Raw genomic sequence first — 22,049 nt, forward strand, 5'->3', positions numbered from 1 at the left:
AGCGGTTTCACTCTTTGGCTCCGGTGAACGCGAGCGTGGCGCCGAGACCGATCATCATGACGCCGCCCGCCGCACCCAGGCGGCTGATGCGCTCCTTCGAGCGGGCGAACCACTGGCGGGCGGTCGCGGCGGCCACCGCCCACAGGGTGTCGTTGACGGTGCCGATCGCCACCACCATCAGCCCCAGCACGGCGATCTGCAGCGGCACGCTGCCGACGGCGTGGTCGGTGAACTGCGGCAGTACCGCGGCGAAGAGCACGATCGACTTCGGGTTGGTCACCCCGACCAGGAAGCCCTGCCGGATCAGCCGCCCGGTCGGCTGCGGTGCGGTCGGCTCCGCGGTGGTGACGTCGTTCCGGTGCCGGATGGCCTGGACGCCCAGGTAGACGAGATAGCCCGCACCGGCGAGCTTGAGCAGCTGGAACAGCAGCACGGACTCCGCGACGACCGCTCCGACGCCGAGCGACACGGCGGCGATCTGCGGCAGCATGCCCAACGTGTTTCCGAGCACACTCATCAGCCCTCCTCGCCGGCCCAGCGACAGCGAACGACCGACGACGAACAGGACGCTCGGACCGGGGATGACGATGATGATCAACGCGGTGACGGCGAAGGCGGCCAAGTGCGACATCGGGACCATCCGGCCACGGTAGGACAGGAGGGCGGTTCCTCTCTAGGGAGTTACGGCAGGGGGCTGTCAGCAGCACTCTCGAGCCTGCGCTATGCTTTCGACCCGTACGGCCAGCGCTCGTAGCTCAACGGATAGAGCACTTGACTACGGATCAAGAGGTTGGGGGTTCGAGTCCCTCCGAGCGCGCGTCTGGTTGAGACAAAAATGCAGGTCAGGGCCCGATTCCCCTCCACCGGGGAGTCGGGCTTTCTGTTGCGTGACCGTCGTTTGACCGTGGATCGGAACGCCCAGGCCGGCAGTGGGTGACACGGTCGGGGCGCCGCTTCGGTGCGTTTCTCGAGCTTGAGCGCGGCATCGGCTATCGCACCCTCGGCGAACGCCACCAGCGCTGCGGCGACCGCAGCTGCCTCGATGTCGGTTCCCGTCATTCCTCCTTGTCGGAGGTCGGTGCGTCGTCAGGACCGTCAGCTGTTCGAGCGCGCACCAGCCGCGTGCCGGTCGCAAGCAGCCACACGAGCCAGGCGGCGTAGCCGGGCATCCCCACGAAGAGGAGCGCTGAGCCGTCCGCGATCGCGAGGCTGGCCGCCCCGGCGATGAGCAGCAGACCTCCCCCGGCCACCGCGAGCAGACGCTGCCACGGCGGCGTCAGCCGGCTCGCATGCGCCGCCAGCGCAGCGCCGATGAAGGTGGTGCCGAGCGCCGGCAGCGCCAGCGCGAAGGCTGCTGCATGCAATTGCCAGGTGAGCTCGAACTCCGGGCTCGGCGCGGCGAGCTCGCCGGCGGACAGCACGACACCGTTCCACAGGACGGCGTAGACCGCAAAGACTGCCGAGAGGGTCGCGCCTGCGGCCACCGCGAGGCGCGACCAGTCTGTGCCCGCACGCCCGCGGCGCTCGACGAGCCCGTGGAGACCGGTCAGGAACCCGAGCAGCAGCGGCAAGTTCAGCGCCTCCAGGCCGACTGCGATCGCGACCGCGACCCGGTGCTCCGCGTGGAAGGCGAGCACCTCGTTGATCGGGTCCGCGTAGCTCGGCGCTCCGGCCCAGAGCACCACCGCGTTCTGGATCGCCACCGATGCTGCCAACGCGATCGCCGTCGCGCCCACGACCCGCTCTCGGAGCGCTCGGGTCGGGGTGGGCCCCGTCGTTGCCGCTGCCGCGCTCACGGGCACGGGCCGGGAGTCCAACGCGGCAGCGGGGTTGGGCGGTGACTCCATCTCTCACCCCTTCGTTGCGGTCGGATGATCGGTACAACACCACGCCATTCGTTGGCGCAGGAATGGTCGGAATTGGTTTCGGAGTCCTCTTTGGTGGTCCACTCCGATGATGTGGAGCAGATTGCTGGAGCGGCGGGATACGCCGCTACGAGCCGAGGTCGAGGGTGGTGGGCCGAAGGGTCGACACCTCCGGGTTCAACCTCGGTCGGATGCCGTGGGGCTCCGAGCTGGTAGGACGCAACTGGGTTCGCCACTGACCTAGAGCCGAGCACTCGTCTACTGTGGGCTGTACGGCGGATCGTGCCATCGGGGAATTCCCTGACCGAGGCCCTGAACCGGAGGCGCTTCGTCACTCGATCGAGTTTTCGCCGGCCGGCTCAGTGCTTCAACTGGAAGGTGCGCTCAGCATCAGCCCGGTCCAGCCCTCTCGGCTGGCGTTCTGGTCATCGGTGGTGGCGACGACTCGAAGAACTCCGTCACGCGCTCGGGCCACACCTGGCCGAGCGCTAGGTCGAGCCCGGACGCGACCGCCGGCCGTTTCTCCACGACATCGCCGACCGTCCCGCCGTAAGGCAGGCCGACGGTGGCGCGCCAGCCGGGGCCGCCGCGCGTGAGACGCGCCGTTCGAGGTCGACGTTGGCCCAGCGCGGTCCGAGCAAGTCGCCGCGCTGTGAGCCGGTGCCTGTGGCCGAGGCATCAGGCTGGCGCGCTCGCCCGGGGCGAATGCCGCGATGCGCCGGATCGGTCGCCCTGCCCCGGCGAGACGAACGCGGTCGCTGTCGGTCTGCGGCGGCGCGGTTGGGGAGGCGGCATGAGCGGGTCCGGAGCACCTGTGCCGGTCCGAGCTGATCACGCAGGGACCGCGTGAGGCTCGTCACGCGCGAGCGGTTCCAACCGGCGCGGTGCGATCACCGGTCCGGCGTGGTCCTGCTCATGGCGCGGTTACGCCTGTTCCGGCCATCCGCCCTACGGGTCCAGACGCCGGTGTGGTGGCCCTGGGCCGCCCGGAGGAGACCGTGGGCACGATCGCGGGGCATTCATCGTGGCCGGAGGATCAGGAACCAGCCGCGTTCGTGGGCGCGGTCCAGCTGGTGGCCCGGATCCACTCGGCCAGGTCCAGGGTGGCCGGCTCGATCGAGCGCACCACCGCGAGGTCCGAGGGGTGTTCCGCCGCCTCCGCGAACTGGCGGAACATCGCCTGGTCGAACTCGTTGGGGAGCACGCTCAACGGGAGGGCCTCGTACCGGGCCGGGAGCCCGGCGCGCGCGCCGAACGCCGCGGCGATCCGGGGGCCCGTCAGCTCGTCGCCGACGAGTTCGACGGCTCCACCGGGCGCCTCTGCGGTGCCGAGCAGGAGCGCGGCGGCGACCCGGCCGATGTCCCTGATCGAGATCATCTTCAGGGCGACGTCCTCCGGCAGCGGCAGCCTCAGCACGATCTCCCCGTGCTCCAGGCTCGGTGCCATCACGCTCGTGAAGTTCTCCATGAAGGCCGTCGGGCGAACCATCGTGGCCCTCAGGCCGGACTTCCTCAGGTACTCCTCGACCCAGTGCTTCGAGTCGTGGTGCGGCACACCCGTCTCCCGGTCCGCTCCGAAGACCGAGTTGAACACGACGTGCGGGACGCTCGCGTCGGCCGCCGCGTCGACGAGCGCGGTACCGATGCGGATCTCCACCTCGATCTCCTCGAGGCTGTTCGCCTCCGGGGTCATGAAGTAGAACCCTTCGACCGCCGTCAGTGCGGCGGCCAGTGACGCCGGGTCGTCCGCGCGGACGACCGCCAGCTCGACGCCGCGGGCGGCCAGCGCCTGAGCCCGATCGGACTGCGGGTCGCGGACCAAAGCCCGCACCCGCGCCTCGTGGTCCAGCAGCGCGTCGACCACCGCCCCGCCCTGATTCCCCGTCGCGCCGAAGACCGCGATCGTGACAGTGCTCATCGTTGCCACCCTTCACTAGTTCATGGCATGAACTAAATTAGTTCACGCCATGAACATCGTCAAGGTACGGGTGTATTACTGTGTGATGGGCTGATCCGAGGTGGTCGGAGAGAGATCCGAGGTGTCGACGACGGCGGTGGCCACGCGCTCGAAGTCGCGCTGGTCGTCGGGGTCGAGGTTCCTCGCGATTTCGGGCAGGCGCTTGGAGACCTCGGCGTAAATGGCCTCGCCGAGCACCTTCCCCGTGGGCGTCGCACTGAGCATGACGACCCGTCGGTCCTGCGCCGAACTTTCCCGGCCGACCAGTTCCCGCCGCGCGGTGCGATCGACCAGCTGGCTCAACGCGTTCTTGGTCATGCCCAGCGACGCGGCGAGGTAGGCCATCTGCCGCGGCTCGTTCCGGACCGCGCAGAGCAGCGTGGCCTGCGAGGGGGTCAGGTCGAACTCGGCGCAGATCTGCGCGTACTTGCGTTGGATCAGAACCGAGAGCCAGAAGAGCTTGTCGCCATACTCCACGCCAGCCTCCGCCGTCCGATGACGAACGATCAGCCTACTCGTCGCGGGTCGCCGACCACGCCGCTCACCTGACGGCATCGGCGATCCGCCGGGCAGCGTCGGCCGGCGTGAGGTGCGTGGTGTCGACGAACTCGGCCGCGCCGGGTAGCCACGTGCGGGCCGCGTGGGCGTAGGGCTCCAGGTGTTTGAGGCGGAACGGGGAGTTGGGGCCGAGAACCATGTCCCCGGCGATGCGCCGCCGGAGAGTCTCCTGGTCGGCGTGGAGGACAAAATGACGAACCGGGATCGAACCGCGCGCGAGGCCGTCGCTGATCTCGCGCCAGTGATGTCCATGAGGGTCGCGCCGACCTTCTCGGCGTCGAACACGCGGGAGCCGGGGATCAGCTGCTGCACGAGCGCGCCGGTAGTCGTCTTGCCGGCGCCGTGGGTGCCGTTGATCCATACGATCACGAGCGCCGATGCTAACGCCGAGCGCCTAGGTGAACCGGGCCACCAGGGTCGGGTCGCCGAAGACCGAGATCCTGGCGATGCCGTCCCGGCGGCAGTCCAGCACGACGACGCCGGCCGGCTCGCCGAATCGGTGGACGCGCGCGGCCGGCTGGCCGTTGGCGATCGTCGGTTCCATGCGCCATTCGCCCGGTCGGCCCACCCCTTCGACGAGCACCGGAAGGCACTCCCGGAGGCCGTTGAACCAGGCGCGGCCAGGCATGACCTCCAGGACGAGATCTTCGCGGAGCACCTCGGTGAGGCCGGCGACGTCGGCTGACCGGAACGCGTTGAGGTAGGCGTCCAGTTGGCGGCGGGCCTGCGGGCTGCGTGGCTCGACCACGTCGTCGCGCAGGGGCGCCGTCCGCGCCAGACGCGCTCGGGCCCGCTGCAGCGCGCTCTTCACCGCGCCGGGTGTCAGCCCGAGCATCTCCGCGACGTCGGGTGTAGGGAACGCGAGCACGTCGCGGAGGAGCAGCACGGCCCGTTGGCTCGGCGTCAGCGTCTGCAGGCCGGCGATGAGCGCCAGGCGCATGTCGTCGGAGGACGGCTGGATCCAGCCGGCCTCTGGTTCGTCCGCGTCGAGGCCGGACGGGAGCGCCCGGCGGCGGCGACCGTCCAGCGCGGACAGCGCGACGTTCGTGGCGATCCGGTGCAGCCAGGTGCGTGCCGACGCCCGGTGCTCGAACGCGGCCCAGCCGCGCCAGGCACGCAGGTAGGTCTCCTGGACGGCGTCCTCGGCCTCGTCCCAGGAACCCAGCATGCGGTAACAGTGCGCGGTGAGTTCCCGTCGGAACGCGCCGGTGGCTGCCTCAAAGTCGCTCACGGAGCCACTTTCCCGCCCGGGCGATCGCCTCGTCGGCGACCGGCGAACTGCCCACCGCCATCTGGAACGTGTGCAGCTGTCCGGGGAACTCGTCGAGCTCGACGTCAGGCGACGAACGCGCCAGGAGCCGAGCGTCGTCGAGCAGTGCTTCGTCGCCGCCGACCTGCACGTACGTGGGTGGGAGCCGGCTGACGTCGAGCGGCTCCGGGGAGGCGCCGGCCAGGTAGGCGGACGCCAGGCCGCGGCACAGTTCGCGGGTGAAGAACGGGTCGGTCGGGGTGTCGTAGCTGGCTCCCGTGATCGCCAGGTCGACCCACGGCGAGAACAGCACCATCGCGGTCGGAGCAGGGCCGCGCTGAGCCACCCCGAGCGCCAGCGTGGCCCCGCAGGAGTCGCCCACCAGGGCGACGCGGCGACCGGCCAACCGACGGTAGGCCTCGCTCACCTGGTCGAGCTGCGCCGGGTACACGTGATCCGGCACCAGCCCGTACTCCACCACCAGCGTCGAGATGCCGGCCGCGAGCGCGAGGTGGCCGAACATCCGGCGGTGGGTGGCGATCGAGCCGCTGACGAAGCCGCCCCCGTGGATGGCGAGCAGCACCCGGTCGTCGTCGGCGCCCGCGGGGCGTAGCCACAGTTCCTCGCGGAGCCCGGAAGGCTCGGTGGACAACGACTCCCACGGTCGGCTCACGTCGCCGGTCGCGCGTTCCTGCCAAAGCTGCCGGTTCACATCAGTCATGCCGGGATAGACCCGCGCGCGACCGCGAAAGGAATCGGGTCAGGCCATCAGACGATCGATGAGCCGGGCCGGCTCGTAGACGCGGCGGCCCTGCTTGTCGCGCGCACCGGTGCGTCGGTACGGCGTCTCGCCGGACGTCGTCTGAATGGGCAACAACTCCGGGGCCTCGTCCACCGGCAGGTCCACGACCCGCTCCCGGACGGGGCCTCCCCGGAGCACGACAGAAATCGGCATCTCCGAAACCCTCCACGAACCAAGGGGACGAGGAGAACGTACAGGTCCGTGAACGGTCTTAACGGAAGCGGGGTCCAAACCCGGAACTAACGTTCGGCGGCTATTTTGAGCTGCTCGAATTCGGCTGCCAGCCCGGCCAGGTCGTAGTGCGCGTTGAGGCCGCTCGGATTCGGCAGGACCCACACCCGGGTGGGGGCGAACAGCGGGTCGTCGGCCTGCGGACCGATGCGTGCGTCCTTGCGGCCGAACGCGGCCCGGTACGCGGTCACACCCACGACCGCCAGCCACCGCGGGCGCCACTTGTCGACGGTCGCGACGAGGCGTTCGCCGCCTGCCAGCAGCTCCTCGGGCGACAGCTCGTCGGCTCGGGCCGTCGCTCGGTTGACGAGGTTCGTCACGCCGAGGTCCAGTGCCAGCAGCGCGTCGGACTCGGAGGGATCCAGCTGCCGCGGGGTGAAGCCGGAGCGGTGCAGCGCCGGCCAGAACCGGTTGCCCGGACGGGCGAAGTGGTGCCCGCTCCAGCCCGACCAGAGGCTCGGGTTGATGCCGCAGAAGAGCACCCGCAGCCCGGGGCCGACGGTGTCCGCGATCGGCTGCCCGTAGGCGGCCTGCAGGTCGGCCTTGGTCGGTCGGCGGGGGCGGCCGCTGGCGGTTCCCGGCCCTTCCGGCCGGGAACCGCCTTCCGGCCGCGTGCCCGCGACCGATCGGGGCGTCGGCCGCCGATCGTCGTTCCGGCCGCCGGGGCGGGCGACGCTCACTTGTCGCGATAGTTCAAGTAGGCCGCGGCCATGTCCAGGTCGGCGTGGCCGGCTTCGACCGAGGCCTCGAACTGACCGGCGACGGCCCGCGCGACCGGCAGCTCGAGCCCGTTCTCCGCGGCGGCCTCGACGATCAGCCGGGTGTCCTTGGCCGCGCCCTCCACCGTGAACGACGGGGCGAAATCGCCGCCGAGCATCGCGCCCCCCTTGAGGTGGATGTACGGCATGTCGGTGCCGCCGCCCTCCACCGCGCGGAAGAACAGCGACGGGTCGAGCCCCAGCGCGCCCGCCAGCGACAACACCTCGGCGGTGGCTGCGGTCGCGGTCGTCACCCAGAGGTTCGCGACCAGCTTGAGCCGCGAACCCTGCCCGGCCGTGCCCACCCACAGCGTGCGGGAGCCGATCGCGTCGAACACCGGAGCGCACCGCTCGTGCGCGTCGTCGGGGCCGGACGCCAGGACGACCAACGTGCCGTCCTCGGCGGGCTTCCGGGTGCCGAGCACCGGTGCGTCCACGTAGACCAGGCCACGCTCGGCGGCCAGTTCAGCCAGCTGGGCGGCACCGTCGATGCCGACGGTCGCCGACTGGATCCAGACCGTCCCCGGCGCCGGCGCGGCCGCGGAGATCACCTCGACGACCGAGTCCAGGTCGAACTGCATCGTCACGACGACGTCGGCGCCGTCAGCAGCAGCGGCGGCGGTGTCGGCCACCACCGCGCCGACTTCGGCTAGTGGCTCCGCTCTCGCCCTGGTGCGATTCCAGACCCGTAGGGGCAGCCCCGCGGCAGCGATGTTCTTGGCCATTCCGGCGCCCATCGCTCCGGTGCCGAGCAACGCGACAGTCGTTTGTCCCATGCCTCGAATCTAGGCCCTGCTTCAGGGCGCAGTCCCTTGTCGAACGATGGTTCCGCGATCCGAGCACCGACGACAGGCCGTCACGGGCACCTTCAGGTGACTGAGTTTCGAAAAAGTGCGTTCTTCCGGATGCCGTGACGGGTCCTTACGGTCGCTGGGTATCCGACGAAGCCGAGCAAGGAGAGTCGAAGTGGCCGTCGCATTCGTCAACCCGCCCGGGATACCCGAGGTCCCGATCTATCACCAGGTGTCGGTGGCGAGCGGGTCGAAGCTCGTCCACGTCGCCGGCCAGGTGGCCTGGGACGCCGACGGGAAGAACGTCGGAGAGGGCGACCTCGCCGCGCAGGTCGAGCAGTGCTACCTCAACGTCGGCGCGGCCCTGGCCGGCGTGGGCGCGACCTTCGACGACGTCGTGAAGCTGACGATGCACGTCGTCGACTGGCAGCCGGACCAGATGCCGCGGGTACTCGACGGCATCGCCCGTGCGGCGGCGAAGCTGGGTATCACCCCGGCCGCTCCGGCGTCGCTGTTCGGCATCGTCGCGCTCGACGTGCCCGAGCACCTGGTCGAGGTGGAGGCCACCGCCGTACTCGACTAGACCGACGAGCGCTTCCGGGACCGCTCGATGTGGCTCAGGTACTGCTGGGTCCAGCCGCACATGCCGTCCACCACGGCGCGCAGTGCGTGTCCCGCCTCGGTCAGGTCGTAGTCGACCCGGGGCGGGACGGTGGGGTGCACGGTTCGCTCGAGCAGGCCGTTGCGCTCGAGCATCCGCAGGTTCTGGGTGAGCACCTTGTGGCTGATGCCGCCGATCGCGTCGCGGAGTTCGTTGAAGCGCATCGTCCGATGGCCGAGGAACTCGATGATCAGCAGCGCCCACTTGTTGGCGATGTCGGAGAAGATCTCGCGGGCGAGGGAGTCGGCGCGGGCCAGATCTGCCTCGGGTGGCAGAGCGCGGATCTCGTCACGGGTGCCCACCGCGTCACTCGGCCGACATCAGCGTGAACGCTCCGGTGGCGCACGCTCGGAGGACGGCTCGGGTGGCGTCGACGTCGAGCGGGCGGTCGGGGTCGGACACCATCAGCGAGACGGCGAACGTGCGCCCGTCCTGCGTCCGGGCCAGGAAGTTCTCGGTGACGACGCCCGGTTCGACGCCGCCCTTGCTCCAGCCCACCGGCCACCGACCGGCGTCCAGCGCGAGCGACGCCGTGCCCTGCTGGCCCAGGACCGCGCCGAGCACCGGCTGCTCGTCGGCCTGCGCGAGCAGCCCCGCGAATGCCCTGGTCACGTCGGCCGGCGAGGCGAACCATTCGACCGAGTCGGTGAAGCGCGGCTCGTCCGGCCACTCCGTCGGGCGCGGCAGGTGCGCGACGACGTCACGCAGGTACTCCAGGCGCGCCCGGGGGCCGTCGGTCGCCAGGTACTCCTCGCTGACCTGCGGATGCGTCTTGAGCTGCGTCGCCTCGCGGGTGGTGAGGAACGGCAGGTTCGCGCCGATCTGGGCGTGCTGGAAGCGCACGTGCTGCGCCTCCACCGCGCCGCGGCCGAGCCGGCCGACGAGGTGGTCGATCGCCGACGCGTCACCGGAGAAGATCGCGTCGTCGGCGTACCGGCGCAGCGAGTGCATCGTGCCGTCGGGCAGCCGGCCGGTCGGGGAGCGCAGATCGGTCTTCCAGGCGTCGCGCACCGCGAGCGGCTCGTCCCAGCGCATCCGGCCCTGCCCCACGGCGTGCGCGAGCGCACCGATGACGTAGAGCACGGCCGCGGCCCCGATCGGGCGCGCGACCGACGGCTCGACGCCGTGCACCGGCCGCACCCGGCCGTTGCGGTCGATCTCGGCCGCGAGCAGCGACGTGCGCGGAGCCAGCGCCGCGACCTGCTCGGAGAGCTCGGCCCAGGACCCGGGGACGGGCGTGCAGCGAAGTGAGTGGATGCGTCCGGCGGCGTCGGTGCGCAGGATCACGTGGTACCGGTCACCGAGGGCGTCGCGGACGACGGCGAACGCCCGCCTCTCGGCCTCGCGCGGCTGGGCCCGGAACGATTCGACGTGCAGGCCGGGCGGGAGCGGGAGCGACGACAGCGACGTGTGGGAGCGGAGCTCGGTGTCGGTGATCGGCACGCGGGCCGAGGCCTCGGCGAGCCATTCCAGCTGGCGACCGACCGGCGTGGAGGGCAGCAACGGCGAGGGACGGTACGCCGCAGCCTGGCTGTGGCTGTTCACGATCGGCAACGGACGTCCTCCTCTCTCCGATCGGCAAACCTCGCGGCGCTCCGATTTACTCCACGATCTCCCGTCTCACTCGTCCCGGCATCGGGGGTCACCCTGAGATCCGCCTCTTGGTAAAGAAACGCATCCAAACGGGTAAGCGGTTCCAGAGTCCCCTATGCGACTTAGAGAGGCCTGTGAAAAACGCAGTCGGCGGTATGCCCAACCCCCGCCTACGCTGGACAGTGCAATGAACAACGCCACGGCCGAACCGATCAACCTCGCTGACCTCCGGTCCCGCCTGCCCGAGCTGATGCTGCGCGACGAGCATCGGCTCCGTCGTCAACTCGATCGGACGCGGCCCGACAAACTCCCCGCCCTCGCCGCCCAGATCGCGACCGCTGAGGCGAAGATCACGACCCGCCGGGAGAGCGTCCCGGAGATCTCGTATCCGCCCGACCTCCCGGTCAGCCAGAAGCGGGACGACATCGCCGCCGCGATCCGCGACCACCAGGTCGTCATCGTGGCCGGCGAGACCGGCTCCGGGAAGACCACCCAGCTGCCGAAGATCTGTCTCGAGCTGGGCCGGGGCATCAAGGGCCTGATCGGGCACACCCAGCCCCGCCGGCTCGCCGCCCGCACCGTGGCCGAGCGCATCGCCGAGGAGCTGCACACCGAACTCGGCGACGCCGTCGGTTACACGGTCCGCTTCACCGACCAGGTCAGCGACGGCACCCTGGTCAAGCTGATGACCGACGGCATCCTGCTGGCCGAGATCCAGCGCGACCGCGACCTGCGCCGGTACGACACGATCATCATCGACGAGGCCCACGAGCGAAGCCTCAACATCGACTTCCTGCTCGGCTACCTCAAGCAGCTCCTGCCGCGGCGTCCGGATCTGAAGCTGATCATCACGTCGGCGACGATCGACCCGGAGCGCTTCTCGGCGCACTTCGGGGACGCGCCGATCGTCGAAGTGTCCGGCCGCACCTACCCGGTCGAGGTGCGGTACCGCCCGGTGATCGACCCGGACGACGAGAACGCCGACAAGGAACGGGACGTCACGACCGCGATCATCGACGCGGTCCACGAGCTGTCCGGCGAAGGCCCCGGCGACATCCTGGTGTTCCTCTCCGGCGAGCGGGAGATCCGCGACACCGCGGACGCGCTCACCAAGGAGAACCTGCGCAACACCGAGATCGCCCCGCTCTACGCCCGGCTCGCCGCCGCCGAGCAGCACCGCGTGTTCCAGCCGCACACCGGCCGCCGGATCGTGCTCGCCACGAACGTCGCCGAGACGTCGCTGACCGTCCCGGGCATCAAGTACGTGATCGACCCGGGCACCGCCCGGATCTCCCGCTACAGCCTGCGCACCAAGGTGCAGCGCCTGCCGATCGAACCGGTGTCCCAGGCCAGCGCCAACCAGCGCAAAGGTCGGTGCGGCCGGCTGAGCGACGGCATCTGCATCCGGCTCTACACCGAGGCCGACTTCGAGTCGCGCCCCGAGTTCACCGACCCGGAGATCCTGCGCACCAACCTCGCGTCGGTCATCCTGCAGATGGCGAACCTCGGGCTCGGCGACATCGCCGGGTTCCCGTTCGTCGAGCCCCCCGACAAGCGCAACATCACCGACGGCATCCAGCTCCTGTCGGAGCTCGGAGCGCTCCAGACCGCCAAAGCCCAGGTCGACGGTGTGCAGCTGACCGCCGTCGGCAAGCAGCTGGCGCAGATCCCGATCGACCCGCGGCTGGCTCGGATGGTGCTCGAAGCCGACAAGAACGGCGTCGTGCCCGAGGTTCTGGTCATCACCGCCGCGCTGTCGATCCAGGACCCCCGCGAACGCCCGACCGAGCACCAGCAGGCCGCCGACGAGAAGCACAAGCGGTTCGCCGATCAGCACTCGGACTTCTCGTCGTACCTGATGCTCTGGAACTACCTGCGCGAGCAGCAGCGGGAGCTGTCCGGCTCGGCGTTCCGGCGGATGTGCAAGGCGGAGTTCCTGCACTACCTGCGGGTGCGCGAGTGGCAGGACCTGCACGGGCAGCTGCGCCAGATCATCCGCGGGCTCGGCATCACCGTCGACCGCCAGGCCGACCCGGGCGGCGACGGCCAGAAGGTCGTGAGCTCGCTGCTGGCCGGCCTGCTCTCGCACATCGGCATGCGCGACGACCGCACGACGACGAAGGACCAGCCCAAGGGCCGGCGCCCACTCACCGAGTACTACGGCGCGCGCGGCGCGAAGTTCGCGATCTTCCCCGGGTCGACGCTGGCCAAGCGGCCACCGCGCTGGGTCGTCGCCGCCGAGCTGGTCGAGACCTCGCGGCTGTGGGGACGCATCACCGGCCGGATCGAGCCGGAGTGGGTGGAGCCGCTCGCCGGCCACCTCGCGATCCGTACCTACAGCGAACCCCACTGGGACGCCGAGCGCGGCGCCGTGCTGGCCACCGAGAAGGTCACGCTCTACGGGATCCCGCTGATCTCCGGGCGGACCGTCACCTACTCCAAGGTCGATCCGGCGCTGTGCCGTGACCTGTTCATCCAGCACGCGCTCGTGGAAGGGGAGTGGCGCACCCACCACAAGTTCTTCGGACGCAACCGCACCCTGCTGAAGTCCGCGGCCGAGCTGGAGAACCGGGCGCGGCGCCGTGACCTGGTCGTCGACGACCAGACGCTGTTCGACTTCTACGACGAGCGGATCCCGGCCGAGGTCGTCTCCGCGCGGCACTTCGACAGCTGGTGGAAGAAGGAGTCGCGGGAGAAGCCCGACCTCCTCGACTTCTCCGCGTCGATGCTCGTCAACCGGGCCGCGGGTGAGCTCGACATCGCGACCGCCTACCCCGACTTCTGGGACGCGGACGGCGCGCGGCTGAAGCTGACCTACCAGTTCCAGCCCGGCACCGCGGCCGACGGCGTCACCGTCCACATCCCGCTCGCCGTGCTCAACCAGATCACGCCGGACCAGTTCGGCTGGCAGGTGCCCGGGCTGCGTCAGGACCTGGTCACCGCGATGATCCGGTCGCTGCCCAAGGAGATCAGGCGCAACTTCGTGCCCGCGCCGGACGTGGCGAAGGCGGCGCTGGCGGGCATCTCGCCGGCCGACGGGCCGTTGCCGGTGGCACTCGCCGCCGAGTTGCGTCGGCTCACCGGTATCTCGCTCCCGGTCGACGCCTGGCAGGACGACCGGATCCCGGACCACCTCTCGATGACGTTCCGGGTCGAGGACGAGCGGGGGCGCCGGGCCGCCGAGGGCAAGGACCTGGTCACGCTCCAGCGTCAGCTCGCTCCGCAGGTCCGCGACGCGATCGCGACCGCGCTCACGGCCCCCGAGGAGCCGAGGCGGTCCCGCCGGGGTCGCGGCCGACGCGGTTCCGAAGGCGCGGCGCCGAACGCGGCCGGCCCCGACGGGCCGGGCGCTGGTGGTCACCGTGGCTCGACGTCGACATCCGACCAGGGAAGCGAGACGGCGGAAGCGCCGAACATCGAGCAGACCGGGCTGAAAGCCTGGACTTTCGACTCGTTGCCGGAGGTGGTCGAGCGGCGGCGGGGCGGGTTCCTGGTCAAGGCCTACCCGGCGTTGGTCGACGAGGGCGACAGCGTGGCCGTGCGGCTCCTGGGGAGCCCGGCCGAGCAGCAGCGCGCGATGGTGACCGGGACGCGGCGGCTGGTGCTGCTCACCGTGGCGTCGCCGAACAAGGTCGTCGTCTCGTCGCTGTCGAACAGCGCGAAGCTCGCGCTCGGGCGGAACCCGCACGGGAGCGTCGCCGCGCTGCTGGCGGACTGCGTCGCGGCCGCGGCGGACGAGTTGATCGCGGCGGCCGGCGGTCCGGTGCGTACCGCGGCCGGGTTCGCGGCGCTGCGTGACGCGGTCCGCGGTTCGCTCGTGGACACGACGCTCGACGTGCTGAAGACCGTGGAGAAGGTGCTGGCGGCCGCGCACGCGGTGTCGGCGCTGCTGCCGTCGGCGCCGGCGACCGCTCGCGCCGACGTTCAGGCCCAGCTGGACGCGCTTGTCTACCCGGGGTTCGTCGCGGCCACCGGTCGGCGGCGCCTGGTCAACGTGCTGCGTTACGTGCAGGCGATCCAGCGGCGTCTGGAGAACGTGCGCCGGGATCCGGCGCGGGACCGGGGTTGGCAGGATCGGATCGAGGCCGTCGGCGAGGTGTATGCGGACTGGCTTCGGCGTCTCCCGCCGGAGCGGCGCTCCGAGGACTCCGTGCGGGAGATCCGGTGGATGATCGAGGAACTGCGGGTGAGCCTGTTCGCGCAGTCGCTCGGTACCGCGTACGCGATCTCCGAGCAGCGGATCTACAAGGCGATGGACGCGGCAGGCGGCGGAGTGGTGGCGTGAGGCTTGCCTTGACGTCCGCGTGAAGCTTTAGCGTCGGTAACCGAGGAGGTCGGGCCATGCGGATCGGTGAGTTGGCCGAGCGGGTCGGAACGAGCACCCGTGCGCTTCGGCACTACGAGTCGCTCGGGCTGCTGTCCGCGCGGCGGACGTCGAACGGCTACCGAGAGTACGACGACTCCGACGTGCGCGTGGTGCGGGAGATCCGGACGCTCGTCGGGATCGGGTTCGCGCTCGAGGAGACCAGGCCGTTCGTCGAGTGCCTGCGCGCGGGGTACGAGTCCGGTGACTCGTGCCCGGCGTCGGTCGCCGTGTACCGGCGGAAGATCGCGGAGATCGACGACTGCGTGGCGAGCCTGGCCGCGGTGCGTGCGCGGTTGTCGTCGGCGATGTCGGGCGGCGGTTCGCTCGCCGACGCGCCGGAGCCGCTCTGCGCGTTCTCGCCGCTGGCGCGCTGACCTCCTCGTCAACCGAGGGAGGTTTTCTGGTGGATGCTGTGACCGATGAGACGTGGACTTCGGAGGTTCTGACCTCCGACGTGCCGGTACTCGTCGATTTCTGGGCCGACTGGTGCGGCCCGTGCCATCGTCTCCGTCCGACGCTGGAGGCGCTGGCGGAGGAGTGGGCCGGACGGGTGCGGGTGGTGTCGCTGGACATCGACGCGAACCCGAACGTGGCCCGTGACTACGGGATCCTCAGCGCACCGACGCTGACGTTGTTCCGGGGCGGGGAGCCGGTCCGGACCGTCGTCGGTGCTCAGCCGAAGTCGCGGCTGGTGGCGCAGCTGGAGCCGGCGCTCTGAGGGGCGGAGCCGCCGATGCCGGCGGCTCCGTTTCTTCGTGCCGGGCTACGGGCGGTCGAATTCGCCGAGCTTGACGCCGTGCAGGAACGCGGCCCAGCGGGCGACCGGGTAGGCCAGGACGGCACCTTCCGGGTTCTTCGAGTCCCGGACGCCGATGAGGTCGGGGGTCTCGGCGATCTCGACGCAGTTGATCGTGGCGCTGCGTCGGCTCTTGCGCCACGACGCCGTAACGAATGCGGTGCTGTCCATATGGTTGTCCCTTGAGACGGTGGTCGATGGTGGCTTGCGCGCCCTCGGGTCACACGGGCCTCTGGCCGCGCCCGGCGCGTCGTCGGCCGGGCACGGCGGTGCTTCACCTAGCGGGACCCGCGTTGTGGGCGGCCGGTCAGGAGTGCTCAGGTGGGCGGATCCGGTCGCGCACCGCAGCGATGAAATCCACTGAGTTCTTCGGCGAGAGAGCGATGGACCTGAGCTGGTCGAATATCCGCCGGAAGCGTTTGAGGTCCACGGACCCCTCCAAGTAGAAGTCCCCGTGGTGCCCCTCGACGAACACGATGCTCGATGCCGGGCTCTCCTCGATCTCCACGATGCCGAAGCTGCCCGGTAAGCCCGGGTGCGCGCCGGCCTCGAAGTCGAGTACCTGCAAGCTGATGTGCGGCCGTTCACAGGCCGCGAGCAGGGCGTCCAGTTGTTCCGCCATGACCTCGTGGCCGCCGACGAGGCGGCGGGTCGCTGCTTCGTCGAGGATGAACGACACGTACGGCGGATCAGGGCGATCGAGGATCCGCTGGCGGTTGATCCGCAGCTTCACTTGTTCGTCGATCTCCTGGGTCCGTCGCTCGCCTGCTCCCTCGATGAGCGCCCGGGCGTAGTCGGGCGTCTGGAGCAGGCCCGGTATCGCGGTCGGCTGGTAGTCGGAGATGGCGGTCGCCGCCGACTCCAGACCGATCAGGGTTCGATAGGTCGCCCCGATGTCGTAGCCCTGCCACCACGCACGCTCTTTGCTGGCCCGCGCGAGCGACATGAGTTGCTCTTGCTCGGCGGGCGAGACGTCGTAGAGGCGGCAGAGATCACGGACATCGCGGAGGACCGCGCCGCGTCGACCGGTTTCGATTCGACTGATCTTCGTCGGGGAGCACAGTAACTCCCTGGCGACCTCCTCGATCGTCTTGCCCGACTCGTGCCGGAGAGCCCGCAGCCGCGCGGCGAGTTCGCGCCGACGCAGCGTCGGAGCGTGTTCGCCTACCACGGCTGGACCATGACAACGAGTTGCCATTTCGGAGACCTCCGAAATGGCACTTGCCACGGCCAGGCGGGGACGTTACCAGCCGACTGAACACATTGGTCACAGGCGTTGCAATGAACGCTTCCGTGTCGGGAGAGAGATTGCCCCAAGTGGGATGGGATTCCCGTTCCGGCAGGTAGGAGGGGTCTTTCTGGAGATTTCTCGCTGGTGAGGCTATCGGGGCGGAAGTGGTTCGAGTGGGCTGTGGCGAGTGCGGTCTCTGTCGGCTCGACGACTGCCAATGGCACTTGCCCTCACGCTCCCGAGCGTGCCAGGATTTCACTAAACGTCATCAAGGGTAGCCAACGAGCGACCGGTACCGCTGGCCCGGGCATCGGGAGGGGACGGGCCCTTTCGTATCGCGAGCTTATTGGCTGCGTAAGTTTCGCTCGAAGTGAGCGGCCATTGCCGCACGTCGTTGTCCAGTGGGAACCCACCAGGTCACATTCCGAACCCCCGCGCTCACCGGCGCGCTCTTCGTCGCCGGACGGGTCCCGGCTTGGTGCTCTGCACAACCGGATACCACGGCATGGAGGGATGCCAGGATGAACACGGGGCCGAAAGGCTGGCATCAGGGTGGGGCGGACGAGGACTCGTTCGTACCGGCTGACTTATCCGAACTCGAGTGGCCGACGCGCACCGCGGTCGCGCGTCCGCTCCCCACTACCGTCCTCTGGCGGTGGCGGTACGAGACCGCGGTGCTCGGCGGTGCGCCGCTGCTCTGGTGGGGCAGTGTCCGATCCATCGGCGGGCTGGCCGGGCTGAGCGTCGTCACCGGCGTGGTGGCGGTGCTCGCGTCGATCCCGGCGCTGCGGCGCTGGCTCTCGGGGCTGCTCTGGACCGTCGTCACACCGCACCGGCTGCGCGTCGGCTGCGCCGAGGCCGGCGTGGTGTCGCCGCAGGGCAAGTTACCCGCAGTGCTGTTCACATTGCGCAAGCCCTACGGGGAGCGGGTGTACCTGTGGTGTCCGGCCGGGTTGGGTCCGGCGGACGTCGCCGCGGCCCGTCCGGCCATCGCCGCCGCGTGCTGGGCCGACGACGTCGTCTTCTACCAGACCAGCGGGCAGTACCCGCCGCTCGTCGCGGTCGACGTCGTCCGGTTACCCGGCACGGTGCTGGACACCGAGCCGAAGACCATTCCCGCGGTGTGGAAGCGGTTCGTCCGGCACGACGGGCGGTTCGAGGGCTTCCCGCCGCGCTGACCAGCCCGACAGCGAGGGCCCATCCCGGCAACGGCGCCGGGGTGGGCCCTTCGCGTTTCCGGGGCCGGTGATAACGTTCCGTGCAATTCTCTATTTGTAATTTGTGGCGTCGGGACAATTGTCCCGGGGGCTCGGGAATTGCTCCCGGGTGGGCGGGCATTTCTCCGAGCCGATTGCCGCAATTTCCCGAGCTCGGCATTGGGTACTAATCACCTTTGCTCGGTTACGGAAAGACAACGATCCCGGGCGGGGCTCGGAAAGCGACTTTGGTCACTCTCCGGGTGTTCCGGCCGCATGGGAGTTGTTGCTGAGCGAGCGCGCTGACCAGCGGAAGCATCGGTTCCGGAGGCTTAGGAGTTGACGGTGTGGCGACTGTCGTCGATCGCCTCAGCTTCTGTTAAGAATCGACCCGTCGGGCGTGCCTTCGAGTGACTTCTCGTCACACCAGTAACAGCAGTCACTAAGCATCTATTAACGGCGAAATGAGTCGCTACTACGAGGCGAATTGGTGCGGCGGTGCCATGATCGGTTCATTCACCGAAGCCGATTGATGCCGGGTGAGTCGTCGACTCCCGGAGCGGCCGGAAGGTGAATGACTGAGCAAGTTCGTAGGCGAAGGACAGGGGTGCTGGCATGGCACGGAAGATTCTCACCGACGAGGGCAGCCGCAGAGCGCTAGGGATCGTGCGGGTCGGATCCACCGTGCCACCGGCGTCAGTGCGGGCGGTCGCGGTGACCGGGGTGTCGGCGGCGGTCGGGGTGTCGGCGGCGGCCGGTGTCTCGACGGCGGCCGGTGCCTCGGGGGCGGCCGGTGCCTCGGGGGCGGCCGGTGTCTCGGGGGCGGCCGGTGGAGCCGGCTTTGTTCGGGTCGAGGCGCCGGACTGGGTGGTCTCGTGGACGCGGGTCGGGGTGTCCCGATGAGCGCGCGGCTCGAGCGCGCGGTCCTGGCCGCCGCGGCCCACGAGTACCTGCGTGTCGGGTGGCCGGTCGCGCCCGGCGCGTGGTGGTCCCCGCAGCTGCAGCGCTACCGCTGCGGACGCCCGCGTTGCCGGACGTCGAGCCCGCACGCGGTCGACCCCGGCGTCGGTCCGTCCGGTGACCGGTGCCGGGCCACGGTCGCCGAGTGCGTCGTCACCAGCCCGACCGAGGTCGACCGCTGGTGGACCGGCCACCCGTACGCGCTGCTGATGCCGACGAGCACGGGCCCCGGGGTCGTGGACGGCACCCAGGACGTCATCGACGTGATCGACGAGCGGTTGCGTGCCGACGGGTATCTGGCGCCGATCTCCAGCTCGAAGGTCGGGCAGGCGCAGCTCTTCTGCCAGCAGTTACGTCCCGGCCAGGAGCTGTGGCTGGCGGCCGCAGGCGCCGGCGTGCTGCTGCACGGGGAAGACTCGTGGGTCACGCTGCCGCCGTCGACGGTGCGGACGGGACAGGTGCGATGGCTCCGGTCCCCGCAGGAATGTGGGTGGAGGCTGCCGCCGGCGGCCGTGGTCTGCGCCGCACTCCGCGTCGCGTTGACCTTTCGATCCCGGCCTGTGATCACCGGACGGTCGGGATGACCGGGAACCACCGGCCGGACTCCGCGACGATGTCCCTCATCCGGGAGTCCCGGACGGCGCTCGCGGCACGGCCAGTGGATCTCGCGGCGGCGGTGTACCGGCACTTGCCGTCGTTCGCTCCGCGCACGAAGGAGTTGCTCGCGGCGGACGTCCGGCTGCACGGCGACCGCCTCGTGCGTGACCTGCTGCGAGCGGCGGAGGTGCTCGATTCGCTGGCGGCGCTCGAGGACGACCTGCGCCGGCTGGGTGCGGAGCACACGTCGCAGCTCGGGGTGCGGTCGGAGTTGGCGGAGCACCTCCCGTACCTGGGCCAAGCTCTGGTGCGGGCGGTGCGGGAACTCTTTCCGAACTCGGAGGGCGGGCCGTTCGGGTCGGCGTGGCTCGAGGTTTTCGAGTGGCTCGCGGACGAGATGATGCAGGGAGCTCGACCGGGGGTCGAGGAGCCTTCGCCGGCGTACTGGCGGTCTTACGTCGGTGAGGCGCGGGGTTCTGGGCTGGGTGAGGTGCGGGGTTCGGGGCCTGGTGAGGCCCGGGGTACCGGGCCTGGTGAGGCGGCGCGGGGTTCCGGGCCGGTTGAGGCGGAGGCTGGGTTTTGGCCGGGGGCGCTGGGTGAGCCCGGAGTAGTTCGTGGGTCGCACGGGGCCGAGGTTGATCCTCGGGCGGGGTCGGAGGACGAGCAGGCTTCCTCGCTTCGGCCGGGCGGGGTGGGGGAGACGGCGGGAGGTGTTGATCCCGCGCGAGATCTGACGATTTCGTTCGACCGCGCTGAGTTGTTGGAGCGGTTGGCTCGCCTCGAGGAGATCGACGCCTCCCGCCCTGTTTCTCCCGCTGCTTCTCCTGGTGTGTCTCCTGCTGTTTCTCCTGCGGCGGGCCCGGTTGCGGCGCCTGGACCCCACCCGGTGGGGCCGATGCCTCCGGTGATGCGGCCGGTTTCCCCGGCGGGACCTGGTCCGATCGGGTCGGTGCCGTCCGAGGTGCGGCCGGTTTCACCGGCTGGTCCGCGCGCGGCGGGGCCTCTGCCTTCGGCGGCAGGGCCTCTGCCTCCTGCGGTGGGGCCGGTGTCTTCTGCGGTGGGGCCGGTGTCTTCTGCGGTCCGGCCGGCTGGGTCGGGTGTAGCTGGGGCGGTGTCTCCGGCGGTGCGCCCGGCCGGGCCGGGCGTGGCTGGGCCGGTGTCTTCAGCGGTGCGGCGGGCTGGCCCGGGCGGGGCTGGATCTGCACCTTCTACGGCGCGGCCGGGTGAGCCTTCTGCGGCGCGGCCGGAAGAGACGCGGGCAGCTGGGGCTGTGCCCTCTGTGGCGCGGCCGGTTTCGCCGGCCGGGCCGGGCGTGGCTGGGCCGGGCGTGGTGGGGCCGGGCGTGGTGGGGCCGGGCGTGGTGGGGCCTGTGTTACCTGCGGCGCCGCCTGGTCGGTCCGAGGGAGCGGCTGTGCGGTCGGAGGGAGCGGCTGTGCGGTCGGAGGTGTCGGGTGCTCGGTCGTCTGCTGCGCGGCCGGAGTTGTCGGCGCGGCGGCCGGAGCCGTCTGGGAAGTCACCGGTGCGATCGGAGCCGGCTTCGGTTCGGCCGATTTCACCGGCGCCTCGGGGTGGAGGGCCGTTGCCGCGGCCGGTTTCTCCTGCCGCGGCTGGGCGGACCGAGCCTCCGGTGGGACGGCCGATCTCGCCGGCGGGGCCCAGCGGGCGGGCCGCGGTGGTGCGGCCGGTGTCTCCGGCGGGACCTGCTGGGCAGGCTCCGGTGCGGCCGGTGTCTCCGGCGGGGGCGCATGCGGCGGAAGTTAAAGCGACTGGAGCTCATACGACTGGAGCTCATACGACTGGAGTTCATTCAGCTGGGGCGCATGCGGAGGGAGCTCACGCCGCGGAGGAATCGCCGCGGCGGGGTGGGAGGCCTTGGCGGGCGCGGAACCCCTGGAGTTGGGGGTCGCGGGCGCGGAAAGCGGAGACCGAGCCGCAATCGGAACCCTGGCCACCGCCGCCGCGGATCGATCCGTCGATGTACGACTCACCGCCGGAGGTTGCTCCGCCATCGGGCCGGCAGCACCCCGAGTCGCCGAGTCCTGACCATCAGGCTCCCGGCCCGCAGGAGGCAGAGCTCCAGCGCCTGGAGCCCCAGCACTTGGACCCGCCGCATCCAGGGCCCCGGCACCCGGAGTCCCGGCACCCGGAGCCTCGGCAGTTGCAGCCCCAGCCTCCGGAGTTCCGGCGCCCTGAGCCGCAGCACTTGGAACCGCAGCACCTGGAACCGCAGCACGCGGAATCACAAGTGAGGGCTGTGGAGGTGGGAGGCACGGCCGTCGGGGAGTCGGCCGTGAGCCCGCCTCCACAGGACGAGAGCGTGGAGTCCGGTGCCGTTTCCCACCCGGGCGGAGCGTTGCGAGGAGTCGGCACCGGCTGGCCTCGTGCGTCCGCTCACCGACCGGTTCGACCTGTGCGGAGCGCGGAGTCGAACCCACCAG

General features: G+C 70.5%; 20 protein-coding genes, 1 tRNA gene and 1 pseudogene. 8 read left to right on the forward strand and 14 right to left on the reverse strand.

The genetic code is table 11. The features are described from left to right. Positions 1 to 7 precede the first annotated feature (7 nt). Entirely contained in the window at positions 8 to 640 is a 633-nt protein-coding gene (locus CRYAR_RS00585; RefSeq protein ID WP_035847542.1) for a LysE family translocator, read from the reverse strand. Positions 641 to 744: 104 nt separating this feature from the next. Between CRYAR_RS00585 and CRYAR_RS00590 the strand changes: the two genes are divergently transcribed. Next, positions 745 to 817 (forward strand) — tRNA-Arg (locus tag CRYAR_RS00590). Positions 818 to 1,055: 238 nt separating this feature from the next. Here CRYAR_RS00590 and CRYAR_RS00595 read toward each other — a convergent pair. From CRYAR_RS00595 to CRYAR_RS00635, 9 genes and pseudogenes are all read right to left on the reverse strand, one after another. Further along, positions 1,056 to 1,736 (reverse strand): hypothetical protein, encoded by a 681-nt coding sequence (locus tag CRYAR_RS00595; protein WP_211247204.1) that lies wholly within the window; start codon positions 1,734 to 1,736, stop codon positions 1,056 to 1,058. Positions 1,737 to 2,901: 1,165 nt separating this feature from the next. Further along, positions 2,902 to 3,783, reverse strand: a complete 882-nt coding sequence (locus tag CRYAR_RS00600; RefSeq protein ID WP_211247205.1) for an NmrA/HSCARG family protein — start codon at positions 3,781 to 3,783, stop codon at positions 2,902 to 2,904. A gap of 75 nt (positions 3,784 to 3,858) precedes the next feature. Continuing rightward, entirely contained in the window at positions 3,859 to 4,299 is a 441-nt protein-coding gene (locus CRYAR_RS50545) for a MarR family winged helix-turn-helix transcriptional regulator (RefSeq protein ID WP_035847545.1), read from the reverse strand. A gap of 64 nt (positions 4,300 to 4,363) precedes the next feature. Beyond that, a pseudogene (locus CRYAR_RS50550) lies at positions 4,364 to 4,749 on the reverse strand (ATP-binding protein). A 25-nt stretch (positions 4,750 to 4,774) separates the two neighbouring features. Continuing rightward, positions 4,775 to 5,611 carry an RNA polymerase subunit sigma-70 gene (locus tag CRYAR_RS00615; RefSeq protein ID WP_035847546.1) on the reverse strand — a complete coding sequence of 279 codons (837 nt, stop codon included), beginning with the start codon at positions 5,609 to 5,611 and terminating at the stop codon, positions 4,775 to 4,777. After that, on the reverse strand, positions 5,598 to 6,350 hold the full coding sequence (locus tag CRYAR_RS00620) for an alpha/beta hydrolase (protein WP_084699849.1): 753 nt from the start codon (positions 6,348 to 6,350) through the stop codon (positions 5,598 to 5,600). The genes CRYAR_RS00615 and CRYAR_RS00620 overlap by 14 nt, the downstream gene beginning before the upstream one ends. Positions 6,351 to 6,389: 39 nt before the next feature. After that, positions 6,390 to 6,584, reverse strand: a complete 195-nt coding sequence (locus tag CRYAR_RS00625) for a hypothetical protein (RefSeq protein WP_157017186.1) — start codon at positions 6,582 to 6,584, stop codon at positions 6,390 to 6,392. 86 nt (positions 6,585 to 6,670) lie between these two features. Further along, positions 6,671 to 7,342 carry a G/U mismatch-specific DNA glycosylase gene (gene mug / locus CRYAR_RS00630; RefSeq protein ID WP_035847550.1) on the reverse strand — a complete coding sequence of 224 codons (672 nt, stop codon included), beginning with the start codon at positions 7,340 to 7,342 and terminating at the stop codon, positions 6,671 to 6,673. Next, on the reverse strand, positions 7,339 to 8,196 hold the full coding sequence (locus CRYAR_RS00635; RefSeq protein WP_035847552.1) for an NAD(P)-dependent oxidoreductase: 858 nt from the start codon (positions 8,194 to 8,196) through the stop codon (positions 7,339 to 7,341). The genes mug and CRYAR_RS00635 overlap by 4 nt, the downstream gene beginning before the upstream one ends. A 190-nt stretch (positions 8,197 to 8,386) precedes the next feature. Between CRYAR_RS00635 and CRYAR_RS00640 the strand changes: the two genes are divergently transcribed. Then, on the forward strand, positions 8,387 to 8,794 hold the full coding sequence (locus CRYAR_RS00640; RefSeq protein WP_035847555.1) for a RidA family protein: 408 nt from the start codon (positions 8,387 to 8,389) through the stop codon (positions 8,792 to 8,794). Here CRYAR_RS00640 and CRYAR_RS00645 read toward each other — a convergent pair. Both CRYAR_RS00645 and CRYAR_RS00650 read right to left on the reverse strand, forming a co-directional pair. Continuing rightward, a complete protein-coding gene (locus CRYAR_RS00645) occupies positions 8,791 to 9,174 on the reverse strand; it encodes a winged helix-turn-helix transcriptional regulator (RefSeq protein ID WP_035847556.1) in 384 nt (127 codons plus the stop codon). The genes CRYAR_RS00640 and CRYAR_RS00645 overlap by 4 nt on opposite strands. A 4-nt stretch (positions 9,175 to 9,178) precedes the next feature. Continuing rightward, entirely contained in the window at positions 9,179 to 10,426 is a 1,248-nt protein-coding gene (locus CRYAR_RS00650; protein ID WP_035847558.1) for a serine hydrolase, read from the reverse strand. A 226-nt stretch (positions 10,427 to 10,652) separates the two neighbouring features. On the opposite strand from CRYAR_RS00650, the gene hrpA reads away from it, so the two are divergent. The 3 genes from hrpA to trxA are packed head-to-tail and all read left to right on the forward strand — an operon-like array spanning position 10,653 to position 15,549. Then, on the forward strand, positions 10,653 to 14,750 hold the full coding sequence (gene hrpA / locus CRYAR_RS00655; RefSeq protein ID WP_035847563.1) for an ATP-dependent RNA helicase HrpA: 4,098 nt from the start codon (positions 10,653 to 10,655) through the stop codon (positions 14,748 to 14,750). Between the two features lie 56 nt (positions 14,751 to 14,806). Further along, a complete protein-coding gene (locus CRYAR_RS00660; protein ID WP_084699851.1) occupies positions 14,807 to 15,205 on the forward strand; it encodes a MerR family transcriptional regulator in 399 nt (132 codons plus the stop codon). Positions 15,206 to 15,234: 29 nt separating this feature from the next. Beyond that, positions 15,235 to 15,549: a thioredoxin gene (gene trxA, locus CRYAR_RS00665; RefSeq protein ID WP_084699853.1), complete on the forward strand. Its 315-nt coding sequence runs from the start codon at positions 15,235 to 15,237 to the stop codon at positions 15,547 to 15,549. A 45-nt stretch (positions 15,550 to 15,594) separates the two neighbouring features. Here trxA and CRYAR_RS00670 read toward each other — a convergent pair whose 3' ends face one another. Both CRYAR_RS00670 and CRYAR_RS00675 read right to left on the reverse strand, forming a co-directional pair. Further along, the gene (locus CRYAR_RS00670) at positions 15,595 to 15,798 is read right to left on the reverse strand and encodes a DUF397 domain-containing protein (protein WP_035847565.1); all 204 of its coding nucleotides are present in this window, start codon (positions 15,796 to 15,798) and stop codon (positions 15,595 to 15,597) included. 136 nt (positions 15,799 to 15,934) lie between these two features. Then, positions 15,935 to 16,798, reverse strand: a complete 864-nt coding sequence (locus tag CRYAR_RS00675; RefSeq protein WP_035847567.1) for a helix-turn-helix domain-containing protein — start codon at positions 16,796 to 16,798, stop codon at positions 15,935 to 15,937. Between the two features lie 581 nt (positions 16,799 to 17,379). Here CRYAR_RS00675 and CRYAR_RS42445 point away from each other — a divergent pair. The 3 genes from CRYAR_RS42445 to CRYAR_RS42450 all read left to right on the forward strand — a co-directional run bounded on the left by CRYAR_RS42445 (position 17,380) and on the right by CRYAR_RS42450 (position 19,598). Beyond that, a complete protein-coding gene (locus CRYAR_RS42445; RefSeq protein WP_051569541.1) occupies positions 17,380 to 18,036 on the forward strand; it encodes a hypothetical protein in 657 nt (218 codons plus the stop codon). Between the two features lie 633 nt (positions 18,037 to 18,669). Next, positions 18,670 to 18,957, forward strand: a complete 288-nt coding sequence (locus CRYAR_RS46665; RefSeq protein ID WP_157017198.1) for a hypothetical protein — start codon at positions 18,670 to 18,672, stop codon at positions 18,955 to 18,957. Further along, entirely contained in the window at positions 18,954 to 19,598 is a 645-nt protein-coding gene (locus tag CRYAR_RS42450) for a bifunctional DNA primase/polymerase (RefSeq protein WP_051569542.1), read from the forward strand. Before CRYAR_RS46665 ends, CRYAR_RS42450 begins: the two co-directional genes overlap by 4 nt. Positions 19,599 to 22,049: the final 2,451 nt, after the last annotated feature.

The sequence above is a fragment of the Cryptosporangium arvum DSM 44712 genome (genome assembly GCF_000585375.1).
In the GTDB taxonomy this organism is placed as follows: Bacteria; Actinomycetota; Actinomycetes; order Mycobacteriales; family Cryptosporangiaceae; genus Cryptosporangium; species Cryptosporangium arvum.